General features: G+C 71.9%; 23 protein-coding genes and 1 tRNA gene. 11 read left to right on the plus strand and 13 right to left on the minus strand.

The window, feature by feature from the left end:
• Positions 1-57: 57 nt before the first annotated feature.
• A complete protein-coding gene (locus ABD213_RS04665) occupies positions 58-510 on the minus strand; it encodes a DUF1684 domain-containing protein (RefSeq protein WP_344325074.1) in 453 nt (150 codons plus the stop codon).
• Between the two features lie 71 nt (positions 511-581).
• Between ABD213_RS04665 and ABD213_RS04670 the strand changes: the two genes are divergently transcribed.
• Positions 582-1,880 (plus strand): MFS transporter, encoded by a 1,299-nt coding sequence (locus tag ABD213_RS04670; protein WP_344325077.1) that lies wholly within the window; start codon positions 582-584, stop codon positions 1,878-1,880.
• 9 nt (positions 1,881-1,889) lie between these two features.
• On the opposite strand, the gene ABD213_RS04675 is transcribed toward ABD213_RS04670, so the two are convergent.
• Entirely contained in the window at positions 1,890-2,819 is a 930-nt protein-coding gene (locus ABD213_RS04675; RefSeq protein WP_344325080.1) for an oxidoreductase, read from the minus strand.
• A 57-nt stretch (positions 2,820-2,876) separates the two neighbouring features.
• Between ABD213_RS04675 and ABD213_RS04680 the strand changes: the two genes are divergently transcribed.
• Positions 2,877-3,680, plus strand: coding sequence for a DUF4344 domain-containing metallopeptidase (locus ABD213_RS04680; protein WP_344325082.1), 804 nt, complete (start codon positions 2,877-2,879; stop codon positions 3,678-3,680).
• Between the two features lie 6 nt (positions 3,681-3,686).
• On the opposite strand, the gene ABD213_RS04685 is transcribed toward ABD213_RS04680, so the two are convergent.
• From ABD213_RS04685 to ABD213_RS04695, 3 genes are all read right to left on the minus strand, one after another.
• The gene (locus ABD213_RS04685) at positions 3,687-4,481 is read right to left on the minus strand and encodes a maleylpyruvate isomerase family mycothiol-dependent enzyme (RefSeq protein ID WP_344325085.1); all 795 of its coding nucleotides are present in this window, start codon (positions 4,479-4,481) and stop codon (positions 3,687-3,689) included.
• A complete protein-coding gene (locus tag ABD213_RS04690) occupies positions 4,478-5,008 on the minus strand; it encodes a hypothetical protein (protein WP_344325088.1) in 531 nt (176 codons plus the stop codon). The genes ABD213_RS04685 and ABD213_RS04690 overlap by 4 nt, the downstream gene beginning before the upstream one ends.
• Positions 5,009-5,090: 82 nt before the next feature.
• The gene (locus tag ABD213_RS04695; RefSeq protein ID WP_344325091.1) at positions 5,091-6,962 is read right to left on the minus strand and encodes an acyl-CoA dehydrogenase; all 1,872 of its coding nucleotides are present in this window, start codon (positions 6,960-6,962) and stop codon (positions 5,091-5,093) included.
• Positions 6,963-7,310: 348 nt separating this feature from the next.
• Between ABD213_RS04695 and ABD213_RS04700 the strand changes: the two genes are divergently transcribed.
• Complete coding sequence (locus ABD213_RS04700; RefSeq protein WP_344325094.1) at positions 7,311-8,225, plus strand: LysR family transcriptional regulator; 915 nt, start codon at positions 7,311-7,313, stop codon at positions 8,223-8,225.
• Positions 8,226-8,251: 26 nt separating this feature from the next.
• Here ABD213_RS04700 and ABD213_RS04705 read toward each other — a convergent pair whose 3' ends face one another.
• The 6 genes from ABD213_RS04705 to ABD213_RS04730 form a co-directional block, all read right to left on the minus strand.
• Positions 8,252-8,485: a hypothetical protein gene (locus ABD213_RS04705; RefSeq protein ID WP_344325097.1), complete on the minus strand. Its 234-nt coding sequence runs from the start codon at positions 8,483-8,485 to the stop codon at positions 8,252-8,254.
• Between the two features lie 54 nt (positions 8,486-8,539).
• The gene (locus ABD213_RS04710; RefSeq protein WP_344325100.1) at positions 8,540-9,292 is read right to left on the minus strand and encodes an enoyl-CoA hydratase; all 753 of its coding nucleotides are present in this window, start codon (positions 9,290-9,292) and stop codon (positions 8,540-8,542) included.
• A gap of 52 nt (positions 9,293-9,344) precedes the next feature.
• The gene (locus ABD213_RS04715; RefSeq protein ID WP_344325103.1) at positions 9,345-9,485 is read right to left on the minus strand and encodes a CsbD family protein; all 141 of its coding nucleotides are present in this window, start codon (positions 9,483-9,485) and stop codon (positions 9,345-9,347) included.
• A gap of 31 nt (positions 9,486-9,516) precedes the next feature.
• Positions 9,517-9,747, minus strand: coding sequence for a hypothetical protein (locus tag ABD213_RS04720; protein WP_344325106.1), 231 nt, complete (start codon positions 9,745-9,747; stop codon positions 9,517-9,519).
• 179 nt (positions 9,748-9,926) lie between these two features.
• Positions 9,927-10,637, minus strand: coding sequence for an SGNH/GDSL hydrolase family protein (locus tag ABD213_RS04725; protein WP_344325109.1), 711 nt, complete (start codon positions 10,635-10,637; stop codon positions 9,927-9,929).
• Positions 10,638-10,697: 60 nt separating this feature from the next.
• Positions 10,698-11,516 (minus strand): SGNH/GDSL hydrolase family protein, encoded by an 819-nt coding sequence (locus ABD213_RS04730; RefSeq protein WP_344325112.1) that lies wholly within the window; start codon positions 11,514-11,516, stop codon positions 10,698-10,700.
• 155 nt (positions 11,517-11,671) lie between these two features.
• On the opposite strand from ABD213_RS04730, the gene ABD213_RS04735 reads away from it, so the two are divergent.
• Positions 11,672-11,742 (plus strand) — tRNA-Gly (locus ABD213_RS04735).
• 139 nt (positions 11,743-11,881) lie between these two features.
• Here ABD213_RS04735 and ABD213_RS04740 read toward each other — a convergent pair.
• Both ABD213_RS04740 and ABD213_RS04745 read right to left on the minus strand, forming a co-directional pair.
• A complete protein-coding gene (locus ABD213_RS04740) occupies positions 11,882-13,027 on the minus strand; it encodes an HNH endonuclease signature motif containing protein (protein ID WP_344325114.1) in 1,146 nt (381 codons plus the stop codon).
• Between the two features lie 274 nt (positions 13,028-13,301).
• Positions 13,302-14,171, minus strand: a complete 870-nt coding sequence (locus ABD213_RS04745; RefSeq protein ID WP_344325117.1) for an enoyl-CoA hydratase-related protein — start codon at positions 14,169-14,171, stop codon at positions 13,302-13,304.
• 54 nt (positions 14,172-14,225) lie between these two features.
• Here ABD213_RS04745 and dcd point away from each other — a divergent pair, with 54 nt between their 5' ends.
• The 7 genes from dcd (at position 14,226) to ABD213_RS04780 (ending at position 21,185) form a co-directional block, all read left to right on the plus strand.
• Positions 14,226-14,801 carry a dCTP deaminase gene (gene dcd, locus ABD213_RS04750; RefSeq protein ID WP_344325120.1) on the plus strand — a complete coding sequence of 192 codons (576 nt, stop codon included), beginning with the start codon at positions 14,226-14,228 and terminating at the stop codon, positions 14,799-14,801.
• 7 nt (positions 14,802-14,808) lie between these two features.
• Positions 14,809-15,720, plus strand: coding sequence for a pseudouridine-5'-phosphate glycosidase (locus ABD213_RS04755; RefSeq protein ID WP_344325123.1), 912 nt, complete (start codon positions 14,809-14,811; stop codon positions 15,718-15,720).
• Complete coding sequence (locus ABD213_RS04760; protein ID WP_344325126.1) at positions 15,717-16,607, plus strand: carbohydrate kinase family protein; 891 nt, start codon at positions 15,717-15,719, stop codon at positions 16,605-16,607. Before ABD213_RS04755 ends, ABD213_RS04760 begins: the two co-directional genes overlap by 4 nt.
• Positions 16,604-17,377 (plus strand): matrixin family metalloprotease, encoded by a 774-nt coding sequence (locus ABD213_RS04765; RefSeq protein ID WP_344325129.1) that lies wholly within the window; start codon positions 16,604-16,606, stop codon positions 17,375-17,377. The genes ABD213_RS04760 and ABD213_RS04765 overlap by 4 nt, the downstream gene beginning before the upstream one ends.
• The gene (locus ABD213_RS04770; RefSeq protein WP_344325132.1) at positions 17,377-18,525 is read left to right on the plus strand and encodes a sugar diacid recognition domain-containing protein; all 1,149 of its coding nucleotides are present in this window, start codon (positions 17,377-17,379) and stop codon (positions 18,523-18,525) included. Before ABD213_RS04765 ends, ABD213_RS04770 begins: the two co-directional genes overlap by 1 nt.
• Before the next feature lie 108 nt (positions 18,526-18,633).
• Positions 18,634-20,031 (plus strand): GntP family permease, encoded by a 1,398-nt coding sequence (locus ABD213_RS04775; RefSeq protein ID WP_344325135.1) that lies wholly within the window; start codon positions 18,634-18,636, stop codon positions 20,029-20,031.
• Entirely contained in the window at positions 20,028-21,185 is a 1,158-nt protein-coding gene (locus ABD213_RS04780) for a glycerate kinase (RefSeq protein ID WP_344325138.1), read from the plus strand. The genes ABD213_RS04775 and ABD213_RS04780 overlap by 4 nt, the downstream gene beginning before the upstream one ends.
• Positions 21,186-21,271: the final 86 nt, after the last annotated feature.

Below are 21,271 nucleotides of genomic sequence, written 5' to 3' on the forward strand. Positions count from 1 at the left end.
CGCATCAGGCGTTCACGCCGGCGAAGGTCTCCCGGACCGCCACCCGCCGGTGAGCCGTCAGGGCAGTCGTTCCCCCGCACGCACCTCGACATCGAGCACGTTGCCCGGTGGTGCTAGTGGGCAGCGCCAGCGTGGGTCGTAGCGGCACGACGGGTGGTAGGCGAAGTTGAGGTCGACGACGACGGCGTCGTCGCTCCCGCCGAGCCAGGCGCCCTTGGCGTCCTTGACGGGGACGAACAGCCCATCGCCGTACTGGTGCAGCGACCACACGTCGAGGCCTCCGCCGCGCGGGAGCTCGAACCGCCAGGCGGGGTCGTACTCCCACACGGGCAGGCCGGTCTCGCGAAGAGGGTCGTGCGCCGGCAGCGGGGACTGAGGATGCTCGCGGAACAGCCGGTCGCGGCCGGCCCGCCAGGTGGCGTGGGCACGTGCGGGGTCGTCGTCGGCCCGGACCTGTGCGTAGAGGTCGGCGACGCGCACGCGCCAGTCGACCAGGCTGAGCTCTGACACCCGGTCGACGCTAGCCACGGCTGCCGTCCCCCGCACGGCGAGGGACCACACCCGGCTGGTTCACTGGCCGGGTGAGCACCCTGGCCCCGCTTCCGTCGGGTGCGCTGCGCATCTGGCTGGTGGGGCTCGCCGTCTACTTCCTGGCCGTCTTCCACCGCTCGTCCCTGGCGGTGGCCGGGCTCGACGCGAGCGAGCGGTTCGGCATCTCCGCGTCACAGCTGTCGTCGTTCGTGATGCTGCAGCTCGTGGTCTACGCGGGAATGCAGATCCCCGTCGGCCTGTTGCTCGACCGCTTCGGCGCGCGGCGGATCCTCACCATCGGGACCGTCGTGCTGATCGCGTCGCAGTCGGCGTTCGCACTCGCCGAGACCTACCCGGTCGCGCTCACGGCGCGGGTCTTCGTCGGCCTCGGCGACGCCATGACGTTCGTGTGCGTCCTGCGGCTGGTGAACACGTGGTTCCCGCCTCGCCGCATCCCGCTGGTCACCCAGCTCACCGGTGTCACCGGCCAGCTCGGTGCCATCGTCGCGGCCGTGCCGATGACGTGGTCGCTGAACGCCGTCGGCTGGACCCCCACCTACCTCGCCGCCGCGGGCCTGGGGGTGGTGCTGCTCGTGCTGCTGATCGTCGTCGTGCACGACGCGCCGGACCAGCGCCGCGTGCTCGGCCCACGGATGTCGTGGCCGGTCGTGCGCAGCAGCCTCTCGGAGTCGTGGCGCCACCTCGGCACGCGCCTCGGGTTCTGGACCCACTTCACGACGCAGTTCAGCGCGACGACCCTGGGACTGCTGTGGGGGTACCCGTTCCTCGTGCGCGGAGAGGGCCGGACGTCGGCCGAGGCCGGTGTCCTGCTGACGGTCCTGGTCGTGGCCGTGATGGCGGCCGGTCCACTGCTGGCGCTGTTCATCACACGGCACCCGTGGCACCGCTCCGACCTCGTGCTGTCGATCATCGCCGCCATCGTCGCGGTCTGGACCGTCGTCCTCGCGTGGCCAGGGCCGGCGCCGCTGTGGCTGCTCGTCGTCCTCGTGGTCGTGGTGGGCGTCGGTGGTCCGGCATCGATGATCGGCTTCGACTTCGGCCGCAGCTTCAACCCCGCGCACCGGCTGGGGACGGCCACGGGCATCATCAACCAGGGCGGGTTCATCGCGACGCTCCTCGTCGTCATCGCGATCGGGGCCGTGCTGGACTGGCGGACGCCCGGCTCGGGCAGCGCCTACCCGCCCGAGGCGTTCGTGTGGGCGATGTCGGTGCAGTACGTCCTCTGGACGCTCGGGATGCTGCAGATCTGGCGGTTGCGCCGGCGCACCCGCGCCCACCTGCTGGCCGAGGACCCGACCGCGCGCGAGCGGATGCGCGACCTCGGGTGACCCGGCGGGTCAGACGGTGAAGTCGACGCCGGTGGCAGCCTCGGACGCGGTCCAGAGCGCAGCGGCGAGGTCCTCGTCCTTGGCGGTGCTGCTGGTGCCGACCTGCTGGGGACGCCCGCGGACGCCGCCGAGGGACCCCGGACCGATGTACTCGCCGCCGGTGAGTGACTCCTCGGTGGCACCCCGCAGAGTCGACCAGGCGCCCGCAGCCGCCGACTGCGACGCGAGCTTGGAGACCTGCTTGAGCGCGGACCCGGCGAACGGGTTGCCCATCTCGACACCGGTCTTCTGCAGGTTCGTCGAGGAGATGCCCGGGTGCACCGCAAGGCTGACCGCGCCGAGCCCGGCGGCCTTGATCCGACGGTCAAGCTCGAGGGCGAAGAGCAGGTTCGCGAGCTTGGACTCCCCGTAGGACTGCCACCGCTTGTACTTCCGCGGCGACCCCTCGGTCGTGAGGCTGCGCAGGTCGATCCCCCGCACCGACGTGTGCGCGAGGGAGGAGACGCTGACGACACGCGCGTCGCTGGCGCGCAGCACCGGCCAGAGGGCCGCGGTCCAGGCGAAGTGACCCAGGTGGTTGGTGCCGATCTGAAGCTCGAAGCCGTCGGCCGTCTCGGTGTACGGCGGGATCATGATGCCGGCGTTGTTGACGAGGACGTCGATGCGGTCGTGGCGGTCCGTCAGCTCGGCGGCGGCCCGCGCGACGTCGCCGAGGTCGGCCAGGTCGAGGGAGAGGTCCTCGACGGAGACGTCGGGGACCTCGCGGCGGAGTCGGTCGATCGTCTCGGCGGCCTTGGTCGCGTCGCGTGCGGTGACGACGAGGTCGGCACCGGCGCGACCCAGCTCGAGCGCGGTGTGGAAGCCGAGACCCCCGGTGACGCCCGTGATGACGATGCGACGTCCGGACTGGTCGGGGATGTCGTGCGTGCTCCAGCTCATGCGACCACCGTAGTGGGATCGGGGACAGGGCGCCGTCGAGCGGCCTACGATCAGCGAGTGCGAGCACGTGACGTCCTGGCGGCGACGGCGATCTCGGCGTCGGCGTTGCTCGTGGCGGTGGGCGCCATCGTCGCTCTCGTGCTGCTGGCGCCGGGTGAGGACCGGCCGGTCTTCGCAGGCGAGCCGCGCTTCGTCGTCACGTGGGCAGAGGAGTCCGGTGAGATCGCCGACGAGCAGCGGGCGATGCGTCGCGACGGTGCCGTCGCCGGGGCCGTGGCCGACCTCAACCGCGTCGTCGAGCTGCCGCGCCACGTCGAGGTCAGGGTCCGGTCGTGCGACTTCGGCACCTCCTTCGACGGGTGGGACGAGCGCATCGACCTGTGCGTCGACGAGTCCGCCTCGGCCCGCGACGAGCTGGCCGAGGCCGGCGACCCCGACCCCGACGCCACGGTGCTGCGGATCTGGCGGGAGACGGTGATGCACGAGGCCGCCCACGCCCTCGTCCAGCTGCACGACCTGGAGCACGAGGGTTCGGAGGAGGACCTCGCCGACTCCTTCGCCGCGTGGATGCTCCTGCGCGACGGGGACGTCGAGGACGTCGACGCGCTGGTCGCCGCCGCCCTGCAGTACGACGTGTGGGCCGGTCTGTACGAGAGCGACACGTCCGACGGGCACTCGACCGATGCCGTCCGTGCCGCGAACTACGCGTGCTGGGTCCTCGGCGCCCACCCCGAGCGTGCCGAGGAGCTCGCGCCGGTCGACTCGCTGAGGGTCTCGCGCGTCCCCGGGTGCGCCGACGAGCTCCGGCGGCTCGAGAGGGACTGGGAGTCCAGGTTCGAGCTCATGGACGCCGGCGGCTGACAGGGCTCAGATGGTCACGGCCATCGCTGCCAGCACCCGCGCGCCGAGCGCCTCGTCGCCCTCGAGCGTCACGTCGACCGCTTCGGGGCGTCGTCGTCCGGCGCCGAGGATGCAGAAGTCCTCCGAGCCCATCCGCAGCGTGACGTCGGGGGAGTCCGAGCGGTCAGGGGCCGCACGCCCGTCCGGCCCGATGGTGGCTCCGACGGCGAGCTCGACGGGCCCACGGACCTCCCACGTCACGCTGGTCCCGGCCGGGGGTGCGACCTTCTTGCCCAGGACGAACGGCATGGCCGCGGCAAACGTCCGGGTGGTGACGTGGGCCCCGGGCGTGTCGAGGCTGCCGGGACGTCCGAGGGCGCGACGCAGGTCCTGCTCGTGGCACCAGGCGTCGATCGCCCGGTTCCGCAGCAGGACCTCCCACGTCCACGGCGCGGCTCCCGGGGTCCGGTCGGCCGGCGCCCCCGGGTCGGTCGGGAGGTCGACGAGCGCGGCCTCTCGCGCCGCCACCCCTGCCCGCAGCTCAGCGACGACGTCCGCCGGGCTCATGCCTCGTCGCTCCTGGACGCCGGCCTCGGTGTAGGTGCTCAGGACCCCGGAGGCGGTCGCGTCGACCTCCGTGTCCGGGGTCTGTCCGGCGAGGACGGCCTCGAGGTGGGCCAGGTGGGCGACGACGTCGTGCACGTCCCAGCCGGGCAGGTCCGTGCTCAGCATCCACTCGTGGTCGGCGATGTCGTCGGTGAGGTCGAGGACGGCGTGGGCACTGTGCCGCCACGCGTCGACGTAGGTCCGGAGGTCGGTCACGAGCGGGACTCCTTGCGGTGGCGGCGACGGGACGTGAAGACGTAGATGGCCAGGACGATGCCCGCGAGCGTGGCCAGCCAGCCGATCCCGTTGCCCAGGTTGGCGCGTTCCCCGACACCGTCGGGCGTCGATGCCGCGTACGAGGCGCTGTCGCCCGCGCCGTCCTGCGCTGCGCACGCGACCCGCACCTGCGCGTCGGGGGCGTCGAGCAGGAACCCGACGAGGTGCCAGGTGGTGCTGTCGGAGACGGCGGTGAGGTCCAGCGGGGCCTCGGGCACGTCCACGGGCTCGCCGTCCGCGTCGTCGGCGGTCTCGGTGACGACGCAACGGATGTCGCGGTCCGGTTGCGGGAGGTCGGTGAAGACGGCGACCGACGTGCCGGTCGCGTCGACGGGCTCGGAGACGTTGACCAGGGGTGCGTCGCGGACGGCGTCCCACGAGCTGGCCGCGACCGCCGTGCCGACGACCTGTCCGCCGAGGGCGATCGTGAGCGCCGCGAGGTACCAGAGCGGGTTGATCAGACGCACCGCCTCAGCCTGCCACACCGACCGTCGACGACAGCGGCCCCCGACCGACCGGGAGGTCGATCGAGGGCCGCTGTCGGCTGGCTCAGAAGGCTGCTTCGTCGAGCTCCATGACGGAGGCGTCGATGGCCTCGGCGATGGCGCGCTCGCCGGCCAGCTTGGGCAGGACGTTCTTGACGAAGAACGACGCCGCAGCGATCTTGCCCTCGTAGAACGCCTTGTCGGCGCCGGTGGCACCCTCGTCGAGAGCCTTGACGGCCACCTCGGCGCCCCGCAGGAGGAGCCACGCGACGACGAGGTCGCCGAGCACGTAGACGAGGCGGGTGGTGTTCAGGCCGACCTTGTAGATGTTCCGGATGTCGCCCTTCTCGTCGGCCGGGTTGGCCGACATGAGGTCGCCGAAGATGGCGCCCAGGATGGCCTGGGTGTCCTCGAGCCCCTTGCCGAGGAGCTCGCGCTCGACCTTGAGGCGACCGTTGCCGGCCTCGCCCTGGGCGAACGCCTGGATCTCCTGGGCGAGGTGGCCGATGGCCTGGCCCTTGTTCTTCACGATCTTGCGGAAGAACAGGTCCTGGCCCTGGATGGCCGTGGTGCCCTCGTACAGGGTGTCGATCTTGGCGTCGCGGACGTACTGCTCGAGCGGGTAGTCCTGCAGGAAGCCCGAGCCGCCGAAGGTCTGCAGCGACTCCGTGCCGAGGACGGTCCAGGACTTCTCCGATCCGTAGCCCTTGACGATCGGCAGCAGGAGGTCGTTGACGGCCTCCTCGAGCGAGGCGTCCTCGCCGGCGGCCTCCTTGATCATCACCGCGTCCTGCCAGGTCGCGGTGTAGAGCATCAGGGAGCGCAGGCCCTCGGCGAACGACTTCTGCGTGAGCAGCGAACGTCGCACGTCGGGGTGGTGGGTGATGGTGACGCGCGGGGCGGTCTTGTCCGACGCCTGCGTCAGGTCGGCGCCCTGCACGCGCTCCTTGGCGAACTCGAGCGCGTTGAGATAGCCGGTGGACAGCGTGGCGATCGCCTTGGCGCCGACCATCATGCGGGCGTTCTCGATGACGCGGAACATCTGGTTGATGCCGTCGTGGACCTCGCCGAGCAGCCAGCCCTTGGCCGGTCCGCCGAGGCTCGGGTCGCCGAAGGTGACCTCGCACGTCGTGGAGACCTTGATGCCCATCTTCTTCTCGATGTTGGTGACGTAGGCACCGTTGCGCTCGCCGGTGAGCTCGCCGGTCTCCTGGTCGAAGTGGATCTTGGGGACGAGGAACAGCGACAGGCCCTTGGTGCCCGGACCGCCCGCACCCTCGACGCCGGAGGGGCGCGCGAGCACGAGGTGCATGATGTTCTCGCTCATGTCGTGCTCGGCCGACGTGATGAAGCGCTTGACGCCCTCGATGTTCCAGGAGCCGTCCTCGTTGGGCGTGGCCTTCGTGCGGCCGGCACCGACGTCGGAGCCGGCGTCGGGCTCGGTCAGCACCATCGTGGCGCCCCACTGGCGCTCGACCATGTGGGCGGCGATCTTCTGGTCGCGCTCGTTGCCGTTCTCGAAGACGACGCCCGCGAAGGCCGGGCCGGCGGCGTACATCCAGATGGGCGGGTTGGCGCCGAGCACGAACTCCGCGGTGGACCAGATGAGCGAGGCGGGTGCCTTCTGGCCGCCGAGCTCCTCGGGCACCTGCAGGTTCCACATGCCGGAGTCCATCCACGCCGCGTAGCTCTTGGCGAACGCGGGGTTCATCGTCACGGTCTTGTCGCTCGGGTCGTAGACCGGCGGGTTGCGGTCGGAGTCGTCGAAGGACGCGGCCAGCTCCTCGCGGGAGAGGCGGTCGACCTCCGCGATGATGCTCTTGGCGGTCTCGACGTCGACCTCGGCGAACGGGCCGGATCCCAGGACCTCGTCGCGCCCGAAGAGCTCGAAGAGGTTGAACTCGACGTCGCGCAGGTTGCTCTTGTAGTGGCTCATGCTGCCTGTTCCTCAGATGGGGGTGGGGGAGTCCGGCGCACAGGTTACTCGCTGGTGCTACCGGCTGGTAACCAGTATCCGCGTCCGGGGGTCAGCAGACAAGTCCGGGGTTCGGACGGCCCGTGCCGCCTCAGTAGCGCGGCGTGGCCGCCACGCGGTGCAGGCCGTCGGTGGCGACGAGCCGGGCGGTGTGGACGGTGCCCGCGACGAGGATGGCGGCGCCGAGCAGGGGGAGCGTGAACATGGTGTCTCCAGGGGTGGGATCGGTGGTCGGACGGCTCCAGTCTCCTGCGGAAAAACATCAAGGACAAGCGAAGGGAACTTCACTATTCGTGTAGCCATGGCTACATGGAAGTGCGGCGTCTGCGGGTTCTCAGGGAATTGTCCGAGCGGGGATCGGTCGGTGCTGTCGCCGATGCGATGAGCATCACTCCCTCGGCGGTCTCGCAGCAGCTCAAGGCGTTGGAGCACGAGGCCGGCTACGGGCTCGTCGAGCCGGCCGGCCGAGGCGTCGCCCTCACGGAGGCGGGGCGCGCGCTGGCTCGGACCGCCGTCGAGATCCTGACCGCCATCGAGCGGGCCGAGGGGGCCTGGCGCGAGTTCATGGCGACCCCCGCCGGTCGCGTCACGCTCGCCACCTTCCCCACCGGGGGCGAGATGCTGCTGCCGGGGGTGCTGGCCCGACTCGCCGACCGACCCGACGTCGAGCTCGAGTGCACCGACGTCGAGACGTCGGAGGACGACGCGGACCTGACCCCCGACCACGACGTCGTCGTCTCCGACGCGCCCGTGACGTCCGCGCGCTGGCGCGAGCGCGGCCTGCAGGTCGTCCCCCTCATGACCGAGCCGCTCGACGTGGCCCTGCCCGAGGGTCATCGGCTGGCCAGTCGGCGCACGCTGTCACCGCGTGACGTCGCCGACGAGTCGTGGATCGGGGTTCCCGAGGGGCAGCCGTTCGACCAGGTCCTCCAGCGCGTCGTGGCCGTGACCGGCCAGCCGGTGCGGGTCCGGCAGCGCTTCGCCAACAACGGCGTCGTCGAGGCGATGGTCGCAGCCGGCCACGGACTGGCGATCCTGCCGCGCTTCACGACCCGCGACCACGGCAACGGGCTCATCAGCCGGCCCCTGACCGGTGTCGTCGCCCAGCGCGACATCTCCGCGCTGCTGAGGCCCGACCGGTACGAGCGTCCGTCCGTCCGGCTCGTCCTCGACGCCCTGGCAGCCGAGGCCACCGCGGTGGCCGACTCCCACCGAGGACACTGAGGGAGCCTGCGCCATGGACCGAGCCGTCAGGACTCGCAGGTCGCGAACCACCAGTCGGTGAGCTCCTCGTTCGCTGCGGTCTCCTGCTCGGTCGGCTGCGCGGCGGAGGGATCACCACTGCCGTCGGACGCCGCCTCGATGTCGTCACCGATGCGCTCGAGGTAGTCGAGCCGGGTCTCCCAGGCCTCGACGACCTCCGCCGGCGGCTCCACCTCGGAGATGGCCGACGCGGCGGCGAGGACGAGGGCGGGCCGGGTCATGCTGATGCTCCTGAGGGCGAGGTCATGGGTCGTGGGCGGGCGGCCGGAGTGGGTTCAGCGCTTGGCGAACTTCGCGGCGAACGCGTCGAACTCCGGCGACGACAGCGATTCTGCCTGGGCCGTGGCCTCGAACGCGAGCGAGGTCTCGGCGTCGGCGCTCGCGGCCAACGCGACAGAGCGCTTGATGTCGGCCATCACAGAACGATTGCGCCCCGCCCACGCGTGGGCGAGCTCGTCTGCTCGGGCACGAGGATCCTCGGCGAGCTCTTGGGCGATGCCCAGGGCCAGGGCGTGCTCGGCGTCGATCACGTCGCCGGCGAAGAGGGCGGCGGCCGTGTTCGCGGCTCCGATGCGCTGGGTCAGCATCCACGTGCACCCGCCGCCGGGATGCAGGCCGATCCGGGAGAACGTCGGCCCGAACCCGGCGTCCGGTCCCGCGACGATCACGTCGCAGGCCAGCGCGATGTTGAGGCCGGCTCCCACTGCGGGTCCGTGGACGGCGGCGATGGTCGGGATCGCGAGATCGCGGATCGGCAGGAACGACGCGTAGACGCCCATGAGATGGTCGCGCAGCTCCGGCACCGGACGGGTCCGGTCGCCGAACAGGCTCTCGAGGTCGGCGCCGGAGCAGAACGCACGGCCCGCGCCGGAGACGACGAGCGCAGCGGCGTCGGTGTCGGCGGCGACCGTCTCCACGGCGGCGCGAAGCTCGTCGAGCAGGGGCCGGTCGAGGGCGTTGAGGCGTTCGGGAGCGTTGAGGGTGATGGTGCGCACCGCACCGTCGGAGCTCAGCAGGACGAGGGACATGACGTCAGCGTAGGGCCCCGACAACACGGTGGTCGGGGCCCTCGGGGAACGCCTACTTCTTGAAGGCGTCCTTCACGTTCTCGCCGGCATCCTTGATGCTCGACTTGCTCTGATCCTTCGTGCCCTCGGCCTTCAGCTCGTCGTCGTTGGTGACGTCCCCGATGACCTCCTTGGCCTTGTCAGCGAATCCCATGATCGTTCCTTTCTGTCGTGTCTCCTGGGGGTCAGTGGACCCGGGCCGGTCCACTGGTCGTGAGGCGCGACAGTCGTCGCGGTGCGTCGAGCAGCACGCGGGTCGCGGGCTTCACGGCGCTCAGGGAGGACGAGACCTCCTGGCTGGTGCGGGCTGCGACCTCGTGGACGAGGTCGGCGTCGGCCCGCAGGTCGATCGCGGCGCGCACCTCGATCACGTCGGTCCCGGCGATGCGCTGGGCGTGGCCCGAGGCGCCGAGCACGGGGCACGATGCCGTCGAAGGCTGTGCGGTCTCCGAGGCGCGCCTCCCGCAGCAGCGTCGCCTCTCTCGCGTCGTCGTTCACAGGCTCAGCGTGAGGTCACTGTGCGACGTCCGCCGGGTGAGGAACGCGTCCGTACCGAATCTCTCAGGGACTTCTCACCCATGGGCGGAGGGAGGCGTCAGGACCAGGGGCCCGCAACGGCGCCGGCCATGACCTCGGCCATCGCGGCGTACCCCTCGTCGTTGGGGTGAAAGCGGTCCGCGGCGACCCAGCCGCGCCAGGACCGCATGTGAGGGACGCGGAACTCCGCCACCTGGATGCGTCCGGTGGCAGCGATCTCGTCGATGGCCTCGTTGACGGTGAGCGCCGCGCCGTGTGCGGCGGGCTGGGTGGCGACGACGGTGCCGCGGGGGATGCGGAGCAGGAGGTCGCGCATCGCTCGAGGGATCTCCCTGCGCCAGCGGCGGCTGATCATGTCGTTGTTGCCGATCATGAGGGTGACGAGCGCGGCGGGACTGCGGTGCTGGGCAGCGAGGTCCTCCATGGCGGGGAGCTGGCGCTCCAGGACGTCGGCGATCCGGGCGCCGTTGAAGGAGAGGTTGACCGAGGGCAGACCCACCTGCGGCGCGAGGCGCCCGACCCAGCCGCGGTCATGGGCGCTCGCACCGATGCCTTGCGACATCGAGTCGCCCAGCACCGCCCACCAGGGGCGTCCGGCGGCGACCTCGCCGACCGCGCCGCGATTGTGCTCCTGCCAGGCGTGGGCGTACGGCTCGACCTGCTCCTGCACCGACCGGACCCCGGACGACACCTTGGCGAGGGCGGAGACGATCGGACCGGGGGGCCTGCCGCTGAGGTTGGAGTAGGTGAAGGCCGTCTCCGGGTCCATCCGCCCAGTGAAGCACCGAGCCGCTGGTCCCGCCGACCAGTCTCGCCGGCGCCTGGGGACTCAGACGGTGAGGCGGGCCGCTGCGGCCATCTCGGCGTAGCCGCGGTCGTTGGGATGGAAGAAGTCGCGCCCGAGACGGCCGGCGAAGTCACGCAGGTGCGGGATGCGGAAGTCGGCGACGTGCAGCCCGCGACGGGCGGCGGCGACCTCGACCATCCGGTTGAACAGCCGCGCGGTGCGTTGCATCCCGGGCTGTCGGCCGACGACGGTGCCCTGAGGGATGGCGTCGAGCAGCCGATGCAGCGTGGCGGGCAGCTCGCGGCACCAGCTCGGCTTCATGAGGTCGTTGTTGCCGATCAGCATGGTCACGCGGGCGACGTCGTGGTGACGGCGCAGGTCGTCGCACACGTCGAGCTGGCGCTCGAGCACGTCGATGGCGCGGGCCCCGTTGAAGGAGAGGTTGACGACCTCCATGCCGCGCAGCAACGCGGGCGGGTCGTCGGCAAGGCGGCCGACCCAGCCCCGGTCGGGAGAGGTGGCGCCGATGCCCTGGGAGAGGGAGTCGCCGAGCACGATCCACAGCGGACGACCGGACCCGACGGCTTCTCGGTTGCGCTGCTCCCACCAGGAGGCGAAGGGAGCGATGTCGTCGATGATGCTGCGCACCCCTGGGACGACGGTGCCGAGGGCGCGGACGATCGAGCCGGAGGGACGGCCGCTGAGGTTGGAGTAGCTGAAGTCGCCGGGACGGTCGGTGGGCACCGGCGCGGTGGCCTGCGGCGGCGACGGGAACGTGATGGTCCGGGTCGTCCAGGCTGCGGGGGAGTCCGGAGCGGGGGTCGACGACGGGACGGCCGGGAGGGTCAGCGGCTGCGTCATGGGCATGACCGTAGAGCCCCGGCTCGCGGGCGTCGTCGGCGGCTCGGCGTCGACATGACGTGTTCAAGGGATCGTCATCGCCGGGGAACACCGCCGATGCCGCTCGGACGCGCCCGGATCGCGACGTTCACCCGTCGGCTACAGTGAGGCCGTTCGCCGATGTAGCTCAATGGCAGAGCGCTTGCTTCCCAAGCAAGATACGCGGGTTCGATTCCCGTCATCGGCTCCGAGCGCAGCGAGGAGACGCTGTCGGGATCCCCACCTCCTCGCGCGGAGCGCGTTGCGAGGGATCCTGTCATCGGCTCCGAGCGCGGCATCGCTCGGTCGTGAAGCCATCTTTTGCCCGATCGGTCGTCGGGCGTAGCTCAGCCAGTGAGGGCGGCTTCGGCGGAGACTTGGCGGCCGGTGGGCAGGATCCATCGCAGGACGTCGTGGCCCTTCATGGAGTGGTGTCTCCTGCACAGTGCCCACATGTTCGATCCGTTGGTCGCCCCGGTGGGCCAGGGTTCTCGGTGGTCGAGGTCGCATCGTTCGGCGGGGACCCGGCATCCGGGTGCTCGGCAGACGCCGTCCCTGAACCTGATGGCCTTGGCGAGGGTCTCGGGGGCGAACCGTCCGACGTAGTCGTGAGCGAGAACGTCGCTGGTGACGGGATCGGTGATGATGCGGTGCCAGAAGGTGTCGTCGGGGTCGATGTTCTCGAGGATCCACGATGCGGGGACGGACCATTCGCCATCACTGGATTGGGCGTGGCCGTCGATGAGTCCGGTGAGGACGTCGGCCTCGATCATCACCGCGACGTCGCCACCGATGGTGGGCTCTGCGGTGGTGTCGCCGTGGGTGAGCCAGGAGACGAACAGGTCGGCGGTCCGCTGCGGCAACGTGCGGTCGTCCTCGTCGTCGACGGGGATGCGTGCGGCGCGGTCGAGGCGCTTCATCACCGCCGCTGCCTGGTGCGACGGCAGGTAGGCCGAGAGCCAGGACATGCCGTCCTCGAGGTGGTGCAGGGACACGTGGCGCTGGGCGCGGGCCTTCTCGGCCCGCTCGAGCGCTTCGTCGGGCTCGATGCGGGTGACGAACCGCTTGATCCAGGCCCGCAGCTCAGCAGTGGTGTGGGTGGTGGCGTAGGCGAGGGCCTTCTCGTCGAGCAGCGCCCACGAGGACTCCCGTTCCAGCCGGTCCAATCCCGTGGAGATCTCGCGAACGCGGGCGGCATCGATGAGCCCCTCGGTGAACGCGGCCCAGCAGGTGGGCGCGTGGGCGACCATCCGGTCGGCGGTCGCGAGGCGGGACCAGACCTGGTTCTCCGAGAGTCCCATGGCCTGACCGATCGTCATCGGGATCGCCGAGCGCTCCACCATTTGCCGCATCGGGGAGTCCAGCCGGCTGATCCGCGCCTCCTCGGCGTCGCGGAACGCGAGCATCGCCGAATACACTGCCGCCTCACCCCGAGCCGCCGTGCGAGCAGCCATGACCATGGCCTCCTCGCTCGTGCTCTCCCCGATGTCCATGAATCAAACATACGCTCGACCACCGACAGTCGGTTTTGGAGAGTCCGCAGAGTCCGGGCGTGGCCTCGATGCGCGCGGACCAGCGCCTTCGGCGCGCTCCGCGCTACGCCCCCGAGCACTCCGCGCAGGGGGGACCCCCAGACCACCGTGGGTGGGGGTGGTTCGGGTCGGCCCTGGTGGGCGCGCGTTCTGGAAGGCTCGACGCCCGCGCCCTCACGTCGGGCACGAGGGCGTCCAGCACTGCTGGCTGCGCACGTCTCGGCTCGCTTCCGACTCAGGTGGACGCGTCCGGCTCCTGGTACTCCCGCTCCTCCCACCAGCCGCCCGTCGGAGGCAGGTCGGTCGAGACGCGGTCGGGAAACTCTGCGGGCCGCTTCTCCAGGAACGACGTGACGCCCTCGCGAGCGTCGGGGGAGGCGCCGCGCTCGGCGAGGACGGCGGAGTCGACCTGGTGGGCGTCCATCGGGTGCGCCTGGCCGAGCCCGGACCAGATGAGGCGACGCGTGAGCGCCACCGCGACCGGGGCGGCGTTCTCGGCGATCTCCCGCGCGATCTCCATCGCGCGGGGAAGCACCTCCCCGGGCTCGCAAAGCTCGGTGAGCAGGCCCGCGGTCAGCGCCTCGTCGGCCTCCACGAGTCGGCCGGTGACGTTCCACTCCAGGGCCTTGCCGACGCCGACGAGTCGGGGCAGGAACCAGCCGGCGGCGCCCTCGAGCACGATGCCACGGCGCACGAACACGAACCCGAACCGGCTGTGGGTCGAGGCGATGCGCAGGTCCGCGGGGAGCGCCATCGTGATACCGACGCCCACCGCGACGCCTTCGAAGGCCACGATCACGGGCTTCAGCGAGCGGTAGACGGCGAGGGAGACGCGTCCCGCCAGGTCCTCCGTGCTCGGCCGCCCCGAGGAGTCGAACGCGCTCTCCCCGCCCTGCAGGTCCGCTCCGGCGCAGAAGTGGTCGCCCGCACCGGTCAGGACGACCGCGCGGACGTCGTCGTCGGCGTCGGCGCGGGCGAACGCGTCCACCAGCTCGTCGGCCATGACGGGGGTGAAGGCGTTGCGACGCCCGGGACGGTCGAGCGTGACCACGAGGACGTGGTCGGAGAGCTCGTAGCGGATCTGGGCGTACGCGTGATCGGACATGAGGCGGCCACCATAGCCGCCACCGTGGGCCGATCCGCTGGGTACAGTGACCGCGTGCTCCTCTCCGACCGCGACATCCTCGCCGAGCTCGACGCCGACCGGGTGCGCCTCGATCCGCTCGAGCGAGCGATGATCCAGCCGTCCAGCATCGACGTGCGGCTCGACAAGTTCTTCCGCGTCTTCGACAACCACAAGTACCCCCACATCGACCCGGCGGCGGACCAGAGCGACCTCACGCGTGCGATCGAGGTCGACGGCGACGAGACCTTCGTGCTGCACCCGGGCGAGTTCGTGCTCGGCTCCACCTACGAGACCGTCACGCTCCCCGACGACATCGCCGCGCGGCTGGAGGGCAAGTCCTCCCTCGGCCGGCTCGGTCTCCTGACCCACTCGACCGCGGGCTTCATCGACCCGGGCTTCTCGGGGCACGTCACGCTGGAGCTCGCCAACGTCGCCACGTTGCCGATCAAGCTGTACCCGGGGATGAAGATCGGTCAGCTGTGCTTCTTCCGGCTGTCCTCCGCCGCGGAGCATCCCTACGGATCACAGAAGTACGGCTCGCGCTACCAGGGACAGCGCGGCCCCACCGCCTCCCGGTCGCACGCCAACTTCCACCAGACCACGATCTGAGCACCACATGTCCGACGCACCACTGATCGTCAGACCCGAGGTGGCCGATGCCCTGTCGTCGGGCACCCCCGTCGTGGCGCTCGAGTCGACGATCATCTCCCACGGCCTCCCGCGTGAGGAGGCCCTCGACGCGGCCCGCGGCTTCGAGTCGCTCGTGCGCGGCCACGGGGCCGTCCCCGCCACGGTCGCCGTGCTCGACGGCCACATGCGCGTCGGGCTCGACGACGACTCCCTCGCGCGACTCGTCGAGGAGGACCTGCCCAAGCTGAGCACGCGCGACCTGCCGATCGTCCTCGCGCGTGCTGGCAGCGGCTCGACGACGGTCGCCTCCACGTCGTTCATCGCCGACCTCGCAGGGGTTCGGGTCTTCGCCACCGGTGGGTTGGGCGGCGTGCACCGCGGAGCCGCGCAGACCTGGGACGAGTCCGCGGACCTCAAGACGCTCTCCGGCGTCCCCATCACGGTGGTCTCGGCCGGCGTCAAGTCCATCCTCGACATCCCTGCGACGCTCGAGCGCTTCGAGAGCTTCGGCATCCCCGTGATCGGCTACGGCACGGCGGAGTTCCCCGGGTTCTGGCTGTCGTCGTCGGGCCACCGGCTCGACTGGTCGGTCCCCGACGCCACAGCCGTCGCCGCGGTGATGGAGTCGCGCGAGCAGCTGGAGATGTGCGAGGGGATCGTCGTCGCCAACCCGCTGCCCGTCGACCAGCAGCTCGACCCCGACCTGCACGACCGGGCCCTCGCCGAGGCGCTGCGACGGGCGGAGGAGAAGCAGGTCGAGGGCAAGGACGTCACCCCGTTCCTGCTCGCCAGCATCGTCGAGCTGACCGAGGGCAAGAGCCTCGAGGTGAACATACGCATCGTGGAGAACAACATCCGCGTCGCGGCCGACATCGCGGTGGCCTGGGCGAGGCAGTGACGCGCGTCCTCGTGGTCGGTGACGTCGTCGACGACATCAGCGTGAAGGCCCTCGCGCCCACCGCGGCCGCGAGCGACACGACGGCTCGCATCCGCATGCGGCCCGGAGGCTCGGCGGCCAACGTCGCAGCCTGGCTGGGCCACCTCGGCGTCGAGTGCACCTTCGTGGGCCGGGTCGGGGCGGACGGCGTCGAACGGCACGAGGCTGCGCTCGCCGAGCACGGCGTGCGCGCGATGCTCGCCGCCGACACCGACCTCCCGACCGCGACGATCGTCCTGCAGCTCGACGACGTCGGCGAGCGGACGATGTTCGTCGACCGCGGCGCCAACACGTCGCTGCGTGTCGACGACGTCCCCGAGGTCGCGTGGGACGGTGTCGGTTGGCTGCACCTGACCGGGTACACGTGGTTCGACCCCGCCACCCGGCCCGTCGCCGACGCCCTGGTCGCGCAGGCCGAGCAGCGGGGCGTCGGGGTGAGCGTCGACCCCAGCACCGTGTCCTTCCTGCGCGACTGCGGAGGTCCGACGTTCCTGCGCTGGGTCGCGGGCGTCGACCTGCTGTTCCCGAACCTCGAGGAGGCGCGGGTGCTCGTCGACGCTCGCGGGCCGCACGTCGACCTCGACGCGCTGGCCGACGGGGTCGGGGCGCTGGTGGTGACCCTCGGGCCGATGGGTGCGGCGTTCGTCGAGCGACGCGGTGACGTCGAGCCTCGGCGCGAGCAGGTCACGGCGCCTCGTTCGCCGGTGGTCGACACGACCGGCGCCGGCGACGCCTTCGCCGCGGGGTTCCTCTCGGTGTGGACGGTGCGGCGCGAGCCGGTGGCCGCGCTCGAGGCGGGTCGCGCCGCGGCGGAACGCTGCATCGCCGCGATCGGCGCCCGGCCATGACCTCGTACCCGGGCCCGGTGCGGCTCGGTCCCACGCCGGCACAACGACGCGCGCGGCGTCGGGCCGCCGTGGCGGTCGGCTTCTTCCTCGTCGCGCTCGGCGCGGTGATGGGCAAGATCCTGCTCGACCCGGAGGGCACGGGCGTCGTCGTCACGTGGGACCCGTCCTCGGTCGCCGACCCGGAGGACATCCGCACGACGCCCGACGGCGGGCAGTACGCCTTCCTGGTCACCCAGCCGGACTCCGACGAGCCGGTCACCTACGACGCGTGCGAGCCCGTGCGCGTGGTGCTGGACGACCGGACCGGCCCACCCGGCACGGAGGCGCTCGTGACGGACGCGCTCGCGGAGATGTCCGAGCTCACCGGACTCGCCTTCGACCTGCGGGGTGCTGCGACGCGCAGTCCCACTGCGGACTGGCAGCCCGCGCGCGACGGCGACGTGTGGGAGCCCGTCCTGATCGCGTGGACCGACGACGAGGAGGTCCCGGAGCTGTCCGGCAACGTGCTCGGTCTCGGGGGGAGCGCATGGGCCGACGAGGACGGCGATCGTCGCTACATCACCGGCCAGGTGCTGCTGGACGGTCCGCAGCTGACCTCCCTCGGCCCCGAGCAGACCCGGGCGACGCTGCTGCACGAGCTCGGCCACCTCGTCGGCCTCGACCACGTCGAGGACGACGACGCCCTCATGCAGCCTGCGGCCGGTCCCACGGAGTGGGGCTCGGGCGACCTGGCCGGGCTCGCCCAGCTCGACGGCGGCGGGTGCACCTGATGGATCCCCTGGTCGACGGGCTCGGCCCCGACCTCGCCCGGCGCATCGTCGAGCGGGCGATGGACCGCCTCGGTCACAACGTCAACGTCATGGACGCCGACGGGGTGATCGTCGGGTCCGGCGACCTCTCGCGGCTCGGCGAGGTCCATGAGGGCGCCCTGCTCGCGATCCGCGGCGGACGGACGGTCACGGTCGACCAGGCCCTCGCCGACCGGATGTCGGGGGTGCGGCCCGGGGTGAACGCGCCGATCGTCGTCGACGGTCGAACCGTGGGTGCGATCGGGTTGACCGGCGATCCCGAGACGCTCGGGGAGGTGGGGCACCTGCTGCAGATGGCCGCTGAGCTCATGGTGCAGCAGGCCGCCGACCTCGACGACGAGCAGTGGCGGTCGACGCGTCTGGACACCGTCGTCCGCGCGCTCGTCCGACCAGACCAGGACTCCGCCGAACGCGCCACCGTGCGACGGCGGGCCGAGGGGCTGGGCATCGACCTCGACGTGCCGCGGCACGCCGTGCTCGTGCTGCCCCGCCGGGGACCGGTGGACGGCAGGGTGCACGCGGCGCGGAGGGCACTGCACCGCAGCGGTCTGCACCTGCTGACCGCGCTGCTCGAACCCGAGCAGCTGCTCGTGCTCGTGCCCGACGACGTCGCCACGGAAGCGCTCCTGTCGGCGCTGGGACCGGTGCGGCGCGAGGTCGTCCTGGTGGTGGGCCCGTCGCTCGGACCGGGTGTCGATGCCCTGCCGATCTCGTGTGCGGCGGCCCTCGACGTCGTCGCGGTCCGGCCGCCCGGCCACCCTGCCGACGACGCGGACGTGGTGCTGCGCTGGACCGACGACCCGCTGCCAGCACTCGTCGCCGGTCTGGACGACGACTGGCGCACGGCCGCGCTCGCCGACCCGTGGAACCGCCTGGCGACCGCCGACGCGGTCCTCGCGACGACGGTGGTGGCCTACCTCGAGTCCGGAGGTGACCTCGCCGCGACCGCGGCGCACCTGCACGTGCACCGCAACACGCTGCGCTACCGACTCGACCGGGCCGCCACGCTCAGCGGCGTCGACGTGCGCGACGTGCGGGGCGCGGCGCACCTCCTCGTCGGCGCCGTGCGGACGGGTCGGTTGTGCATGCGCACCGTCGCCGACGACTGAAGGCCTGCACCGTGGGGCGTCCGCCCGATGTCGGCGGGGCATCGTGCGCGATAACGTGACGGCCATCACGCGTCGACGGCCCGGGTCGGCGCCCTCGAAGGGAGCGTCATGGAGCTCGTCCTCGTCCTGATCGGGCTCGTCGGCCTGATCGTCATCGCCACCACGTGGCTCAAGGTCCATCCCTTCATCGCCCTGCTCGTGGCAGCGATCGTCGGGGGCTTCGGCCTCGGCGTGCCCGGCGGAGAGGTCGTGGCCACGGCGACCGAGGGCTTCGGGGCGATCCTCGCCGGGATCGGGATCGTCATCGCCCTGGGCACCATCATCGGCGTCATCCTCGAGCGCAGCGGTGCCGCCGTGACGATGGCCGAGCTCGTCATCAAGCTCATCGGCCCCAGGCATCCGATGCTGGCGGTCTCGATCATCGGCTACATCGTGTCCATCCCGGTCTTCTGCGACTCCGGCTTCGTCATCCTCAACTCGCTCAAGGAGTCGCTCGCCCGCAGGACCGGCACCTCGACGGTCGCGATGTCCGTGGCGCTGGCCACCGGGCTGTTCGCGACGCACACGCTCGTGCCGCCGACGCCCGGCCCGATCGCTGCGGCGGGCAACCTCGACCTCACCGACCAGCTCGGCCTCGTCATCCTCGTCGGCTTCGCCCTGGCGATCCCGGCGGCACTCGCCGGGCTCTGGTGGGCGACCCGGTTCGCCGGCGAGGAGCCCGCCGGGGAGGCGACGTCGGCCCTGGAGGTCGCGACGGCGGACTTCGAGAAGCTCAAGGAACGCTACGCCGACCTGCCGTCGCCGCTCGCAGCGTTCGCGCCGATCCTGGTGCCGATCGCCCTGATCTGCATCGGGTCGGTGGCAGCCCTGCCGGCCGAGCCGTTCGGTGCGGCCACGTCGACGTTGACCTTCCTCGGCACCCCGGCCATCGCGTTGCTCGTCGGCGTCGTCTCAGCGCTGCCGCTCGTGGGCTCGAAGGTGCGCGTCGCGACGGCCGCCGACACCGGCGCCGGCAGGTCCGACTCGTGGCGCACGCGCATGCAGGCCGACTTGTCCGACGGCGTCACCGCGGCCGGTCCCATCCTGCTGATCACCGGCGCCGGAGGCGCGTTCGGCGCGGTCATCCAGGCCAGCGACCTCGGCGACTACCTCGGTGAGTCGCTGTCGGGTCTCGGCATCGGCGTGTTCATGCCGTTCCTCGTCGCGGCCGCGCTGAAGTCCGCCCAGGGGTCGTCGACGGTCGCGCTCGTCGCGACGTCGGCACTGGTCGCGCCCCTCGTCGGCGACCTCGGTCTCGGGTCGGACCTGGGGCGGGTGCTCGTCGTGATGGCGATCGGCGCCGGCGCGATGACGGTCTCGCACGCGAACGACAGCTACTTCTGGGTCGTCGCGCAGTTCTCCCGGATGAGCGTCGCCCAGGCCTACCGCGCCCAGACCGGCGCGACCCTCGTGCAGGGTCTGACGACGATCGTCGTGATCTGGGTGCTCTCGCTGGTGGTGCTGTGAGCCTGCGGGTGGTGCTGGCGCCGGACTCGTTCAAGGAGAGCCTTCCCGCCGCGGACGTCTGTGCCGCGCTCGAGCAGGGCGTCCGGGCCGCGGCGCGGGACGCCGAGGTGGCGTGCGTGCCGATGGCCGACGGCGGGGAGGGCACGGCCGCCACGCTCGTCGCCGCCACGGGTGGCCGGCACGTCCCGGTGACCGTCGCGGGACCGCTCGGGACCTCGGTCGAGTCGTCGTTCGGCCTGCTCGGCGACGGCACCACGGCGGTGGTCGAGCTGGCCGCCGCCTCCGGCCTCGAGCTGGTGGCCGCGGGGGACCGGGACGTGCACCGTTCGGGCACGTTCGGGACGGGCGAGCTGGTGCGCGCCGCGCTCGACGCCGGGGCGACGCGGGTGGTCGTCGGGATCGGCGGCAGCGCCACGAACGACGGCGGCGCCGGGCTGCTCGTCGCGCTGGGTGCGCGCGTGCTCGATGGGGCGGGCGAACCGGTGCGAGCGGGGGCGACAGGCCTGCACGACGTCGCCGACGTCGACTGGTCCGGGCTCGACCCCCGGCTGCGCGACGTCCGCCTCGACGTGGCGTGCGACGTCGACAACCCGCTGCTCGGACCGCGGGGCGCCAGCACCGTGTTCGGACCGCAGAAGGGGGCGTCCGCAGAGGACGTCGCGCACCTCGAGGCGGCGCTCACGCGGTGGGCCGACGTCGTCGCCCGATCCGGCGAGGACCGTCGTGACGTCGCCGGGGCAGGTGCTGCCGGGGGGACGGGCCTCGCGCTCCTGCAGCTGGGGGCCGACCTGCGTCCTGGCGTCGAGCTGGTGGCCGAGGTGGTCGGGCTGCGCTCCGCCCTGCACGGGGCCGACCTGGTGATCACCGGCGAGGGCCGGGTCGACGCCCAGACACTGCACGGGAAGACGCCGGCGGGGGTGGTCTCGATGGCGCGCGAGCTCGCCGTCCCGGTGGTGGTCCTCGCCGGCTGCGTGGGCGACGGTGCCGAGACGGTGCTCGACGCCGGTGCCGCTGCCGTCCTGCCCATCGCCGACGGCGCCACCGCCCCGGCCGATCTGCTCGCCCCCGACGTCACCGCCGCGAACCTCCAGCGGACCGCCCGCTCCGTGGTGACCCTCTGGCTCGCGGCTGCCCGCGCGTCGGCTGACGGGTGACCGATTCCCAGGAGGTCTTGGGAATCGGTCACCCGCGCCCGGTTCTTTGACGCTTCGCCAGGGAAGCAATCCAGGTCCTGCGCCAG

The sequence above is a fragment of the Aeromicrobium halocynthiae genome, assembly GCF_039531385.1.
In the GTDB taxonomy this organism is placed as follows: Bacteria; Actinomycetota; Actinomycetes; order Propionibacteriales; family Nocardioidaceae; genus Aeromicrobium; species Aeromicrobium halocynthiae.